Source organism: Herbaspirillum sp. UBA812 (genome assembly GCF_002296545.1).
Classification (GTDB): domain Bacteria; phylum Pseudomonadota; class Gammaproteobacteria; order Burkholderiales; family Burkholderiaceae_D; genus Herbaspirillum; species Herbaspirillum huttiense.
Map to the genome: position 1 here is coordinate 8,467 of NZ_DBIC01000090.1, position 4,704 is coordinate 13,170.

General features: G+C 62.5%; 5 protein-coding genes and 1 riboswitch. Of the genes, 4 read left to right on the forward strand and 1 reads right to left on the reverse strand.

Translation table 11 applies throughout. The features are described from left to right. The first annotated feature begins 257 nt into the window (after positions 1-257). The 3 genes from ybaL (at position 258) to B3873_RS06000 (ending at position 3,337) form a co-directional block, all read left to right on the forward strand. Positions 258-1,898 (forward strand): YbaL family putative K(+) efflux transporter, encoded by a 1,641-nt coding sequence (gene ybaL, locus B3873_RS05990; protein WP_276839070.1) that lies wholly within the window; start codon positions 258-260, stop codon positions 1,896-1,898. Between the two features lie 100 nt (positions 1,899-1,998). Further along, a riboswitch (FMN riboswitch) is annotated at positions 1,999-2,167 on the forward strand. A gap of 85 nt (positions 2,168-2,252) precedes the next feature. Further along, positions 2,253-2,777 carry a 6,7-dimethyl-8-ribityllumazine synthase gene (locus tag B3873_RS05995; protein WP_121039592.1) on the forward strand — a complete coding sequence of 175 codons (525 nt, stop codon included), beginning with the start codon at positions 2,253-2,255 and terminating at the stop codon, positions 2,775-2,777. A gap of 224 nt (positions 2,778-3,001) precedes the next feature. Beyond that, complete coding sequence (locus tag B3873_RS06000) at positions 3,002-3,337, forward strand: hypothetical protein (RefSeq protein ID WP_286864625.1); 336 nt, start codon at positions 3,002-3,004, stop codon at positions 3,335-3,337. Between the two features lie 111 nt (positions 3,338-3,448). Here the strand turns inward: B3873_RS06000 and B3873_RS06005 are convergent, their stop codons facing one another. Then, positions 3,449-4,009 (reverse strand): DUF2242 domain-containing protein, encoded by a 561-nt coding sequence (locus tag B3873_RS06005; protein ID WP_121039598.1) that lies wholly within the window; start codon positions 4,007-4,009, stop codon positions 3,449-3,451. A 328-nt stretch (positions 4,010-4,337) separates the two neighbouring features. Here B3873_RS06005 and B3873_RS06010 point away from each other — a divergent pair, with 328 nt between their 5' ends. Then, on the forward strand, positions 4,338-4,511 hold the full coding sequence (locus B3873_RS06010; protein WP_227022621.1) for a hypothetical protein: 174 nt from the start codon (positions 4,338-4,340) through the stop codon (positions 4,509-4,511). The last annotated feature ends 193 nt before the right edge of the window (positions 4,512-4,704 follow it).

Consider the following 4,704-nt stretch of genomic DNA (forward strand, 5'->3'; position numbering starts at 1 on the left):
CCCCCCCCCCCCGCCGCTGGAGTCGCGCATCGCCGCCTTGCAGGCTGCACGCTGATGCCACGCTGGCGGGCCGCACCGCGCCAAGTGCGGCCCGCCAGCGGCGGCGCCTGAGTGGCTGTCATGCCCGCGTATTCATGCGCGTGTTAGTCTTTGTGAAGGTTCGTGCCTGCGTTTGCACGCAGGCACGCAGCCGGCAGACAGCCAGTGTCACAGTCATCTCCAACAAATTCATCCACCTTAGAAAGGAACCCTGACTGATGCCCCATCACACTCCCCTGATCGCCACCATTGTCGGAGGCCTGGTCCTGGCCTTCATCTTCGGGACCCTGGCCCATCGCCTGAAAATGCCGCCGCTGATCGGCTACCTGGTGGCCGGTATCGCCATCGGCCCGTTCACGCCCGGCTTCGTCGGGGATGCCGACCTGGCCCAGGAGCTGGCCGAGATCGGGGTGATCCTGCTGATGTTCGGTGTCGGTCTGCACTTTTCGCTGAAGGACCTGCTGTCGGTCAAGAACATTGCCATCCCCGGTGCAGTGGCGCAGATCGCCATTGCCACCTTGCTTGGCATGGGCCTGGGCTGGCTGCTGGGCTGGCCGTTCGGCGAGGGCTTCCTGTTCGGCCTGGCGCTGTCGGTGGCCAGTACCGTGGTGCTGTTGAAAGCATTGCAGGAACGCCGTCTGGTGGAAACCCAGCGCGGCCGCATCGCCGTGGGCTGGCTGATCGTCGAGGACATCGCCATGGTGCTGGCGCTGGTGCTGATTCCGGCGCTCTCCGGCATCCTGGGCGGCAAGGGCGAGGCACTGTCCGGCAATGCCGTGCTGCTGACCCTGGGGCTGACCCTGGGCAAGGTGGTGGCCTTCGTGGCGGTGATGCTCATCGTCGGGCGCCGCGTCATTCCGTGGATCCTGGAGCGCATCGCCGATACCGGCTCGCGTGAACTGTTCCGCCTGGCCGTGCTGGCCATCGCGCTGGGCTTTGCGCTGGGGTCGGCTTATGTGTTCGGGGTGTCCTTCGCGCTGGGGGCCTTCTTCGCCGGCATGATCCTGTCGGAATCCGAACTGAGCCACCGTGCCGCCGAAGAATCGCTGCCGCTGCGCGATGCCTTCTCCGTGCTGTTCTTCGTCTCGGTGGGCATGCTGTTCGATCCGTCGATCCTGGTGCGTGAACCGCTGCTGGTGCTGGCCACCGTGCTCATCATCGTGGTCGGCAAGTCGCTGGCCGCCTGGCTGATCGTGCGCGCATTCGGTCACCCGAATTCGACGGCGCTGACCATTTCCGCCAGCCTGGCGCAGATTGGTGAATTTTCTTTCATCCTGGCCACACTCGGCCTGTCGCTGGACCTGCTCTCGCCAATGGCGCGCGACCTGATCCTGGGCGGCGCCATCCTGTCGATCCTGATCAATCCCTTGCTGTTCTCGTTGCTTGATCGCTACGAGGCGCGCCACGCCGAACCTGCTGACGTGCAGGACGTGCCGCCCACGGTCGACCTGCAGGATCACGTGGTGCTGGTCGGCTACGGCCGGGTCGGCCGGGGCATCGGCGAGCAGTTGCGTGCGCAGGGCAAGCCTTTCGTGGTGATCGAGGCGCAGCGCGAGCATCTGGAAGCACTGCGCCAGGATGGTGTGCCGGCGCTGTACGGCAATGCCGCCCAGAGCGAGCTGCTCAAGGCCGCCGCTGTGGAGCGCGCACGTTGGCTGCTGGTGGCGATACCGGAAGTGTTCGAGGCCGGGCAGGTGATCGAAAATGCACTGGAACTCAATGCCGGCCTGAAGGTAGTGGCGCGCGCACATTCCGATGCCGAGATCGAGCACCTGGAAAAGCATGGTGCCCAGCGCGTCATCATGGGTGAGCGCGAGATCGCCCGCGGCATGCTGGAGTCGGTGGGGCAGGGTGCCTGACGCTGGCCGAGCGGATTTGCGCTGCGCGCCTGCAGCATTTTTGTTCACGTGCTAAAGTCGCGGCTGCTGTTGCGGCGGGCTCTTTGTCCGCTGCGCGGCAACAAGTTCTCGGGGCGGGGTGAAACTCCCCACCGGCGGTAATCAGGCGGCACCTGGCGGTGTTGCGTGTAGCCCGCGAGCGCCCGGCCTGTCGCCACGACGAGCCGGGGTCAGCAGACCTGGTGTGATTCCGGGGCCGACGGTCATAGTCCGGATGAAAGAGAACGGGATGTCCGGTGTCGTGCCGCTTTTTTGCGGTGCGAGCGGCCGCGCATTCCCACGCCCTGTTTATTCATCGAACAGGAGTCCTGAACCATGTCGCAATCGCATCAATCGCATCTCTCTGCAGTCCCTTCCCATCACGGTCAACGTATCGCCTTCGTCCAGGCCAGCTGGCACAAGGACATCGTCGACCAGTGCCGCATTGCCTTCACCGAGGAAATGGCCAAGCTGGGCTGGCCCACCTCCAGCATCGATTTCTTCGAACTGCCCGGTGCCTTCGAAATCCCCCTGCACGCCAAGGTCCTGGCCAAGACCGGCAAGTATGCCGGCATCGTCGCCAGCGGCCTGGTGGTCGATGGCGGCATCTACCGCCATGACTTCGTGGCGCAATCGGTCATCTCGGCGCTGATGCAGGTGCAGCTGGAGACCGAAGTGCCGGTCTTCTCGGCCGTGCTGACCCCGCATCACTTCCACTCGCACAGCGAGCATCACGATTACTTCCACCAGCATTTCCTGGTCAAGGGACGTGAAGCCGCGCACGCTTGCGCGACCACCGTCGCCAAGCTGGCAGAAGTCCGTGCGGCCGATGCTGCGCAGCGCAGCCTGAACGCAGCCTGAGGCCCGGCTCCGGCCGTCTGCGCTTCTGATGCAGGCGGCTGAAGCAGCGATTCCGGGCGATCCGTCGGTAACGCCCGGCGGGCGCGGAAGTGGCCAAATTTTGCTTCACATTGTGCTTAACATTTGTGAAGCATTTGCTTACAACCCTTACGGCTTTCGCCTAGAGTTGTCAGGATTCGGGGGATATAGTCACGCTACGTCATTCAGAACAACGAGGAGCTATCGTGAAAAAGTCGATTTCCCTGATTGCCGGCATGGCTGTCTTTGCTGCCGTTGCCGGTCTGTCCGCAGCACCGGCCATGGCCGGACATGTCTCCATCGGCGTCAATATCGGCGTGCCCGCTTACGTGGCTCCGCAGCCTGTCTACGTGCAGCCGGCCCCCGTGTATGCGCCGCCGCCGGTGTATGTGCGCCCGGCACCGGTCTACGTGCGTCCGGCCCCGGTCTATTACGCACCGGCCCCGGTGTATGTGGAGCGCGAGTATTACCATCGCGGCCATCATCGTCACTGGCACCGTCCGCCGCCGCCGCCTCCGGGCTACGGCTACTGGGGGCATTGATCTCCGGGCAGCAGGCAAGAAAAATGGCGGCTTGAAGGCCGCCATTTTTTCGTTCATACCACGCGTTCATTCAACGCTCTGCAATTGTGCACTGCTGAAATCAGGCATCCCTCATTTCTTCGCCGGTGCGGTGTCGTCATCGACATCCACCAGCAGATAGCGCTCGGCCGCGCCGAAGAAGCGATCGTAGAAGTCCGGCGAGCGGATGGTTTCGCTGGAGACGCGCACCATCGAATCATCGCTGGCGGCAAAGGGCATCGACACCGACCCCAGCACGCTCACGCCCAGGCTGGCCGAGCTGTTGCTCTTCTTGATGCCGTAGCCATCCTGGGTGGCACTGGCGAACATGGTCGAGCTTTTGCCGTTGCCATTGGAGGCGCAGACCACGTGGAAGGCGATTTCCATGTGCTTGTCGCTGGCGGGCTGGAAGCTCTTGTTGCCATCCAGGGTGTTGTCGGTGGACTTGCTGATGACGTAGCCCTGGCCCAGCAAGGCGCGGCGGGCGGCTTCGCAGACGGCTTTTTCACTGCCGGGGAAGCTGCGCGAGAAGGCGCTGGTATCGTTGAATTCCTCCTGATGATAGAAGGCGGTCTTGCCGGTGGTGCAGGCGGTCAGGCCCAGCGTGGCGGCAGTGATGACGAAAAACGGGACAGAAAAACGCGGGCGCGGCATGCAGCGGATCTCCAGCAACAGTGAGGGGTGGCGTGAATTGTAAAGGATTCAGCTGGTACAGAGTTTGGGCGGATGGTAAAGATCCGTAACAGATGAAGTATCACCTGATGAGAACAGTAAGTGAAGACAAGCGCAGGGCTGCGCCATGAAGGTAAAATCACTTGTCGAATTGCCTGACTGAAAGTAATGTTAGGAAATTCTAGGGAGTGGTCTTCCATCGGGACGATCATGAATCTGCGCGGCAAGCCGGGCACATTCGCAAACGGCCTCGTCAAGGAACATGGATAAAAATCAAAAAGCGGAATTGGAGCGCATCCAGAAGGAGCTGGTGGACGCACACAATAAGGCTGCGTGGCAGATGGCCGCAACGATCATCAAGGCCTCGCTGGTCAAGAACGGCATGGACCAGCCGCCCACCCCGGCCGAGCTGGCCGACCTCAATGCCACCATCACCAATCTGCGCAGCGTGGCGGAGGATGCGCTGGAGTTGCTCAAGCGCTGACGGCCGGGCGCCGGCACTGTCGGCTGACCTGGCTGGCTCACTGGTCAAGTCCAACGCAAAAAGGACACTTCCGTGTCCCGTTGCCTTACTCGTCATCTCTTTTGAATCAAGTGGTGGGGGTAGTCGGAATCGAACCGACACGGCCTTGCGGCCGAGGGATTTTAAGTCCCTTGTGTCTACCAATTTCACCACC

Coding starts and splice junctions, on each gene's coding strand:
- ybaL (WP_276839070.1), top strand. CDS start 258: ATGCCCCATCACACTCCCCTGATCGCCACCATTGTCGGAGGCCTGGTC.
- B3873_RS05995 (WP_121039592.1), top strand. CDS start 2,253: ATGTCGCAATCGCATCAATCGCATCTCTCTGCAGTCCCTTCCCATCAC.
- B3873_RS06005 (WP_121039598.1), bottom strand. CDS start 4,009: ATGCCGCGCCCGCGTTTTTCTGTCCCGTTTTTCGTCATCACTGCCGCC.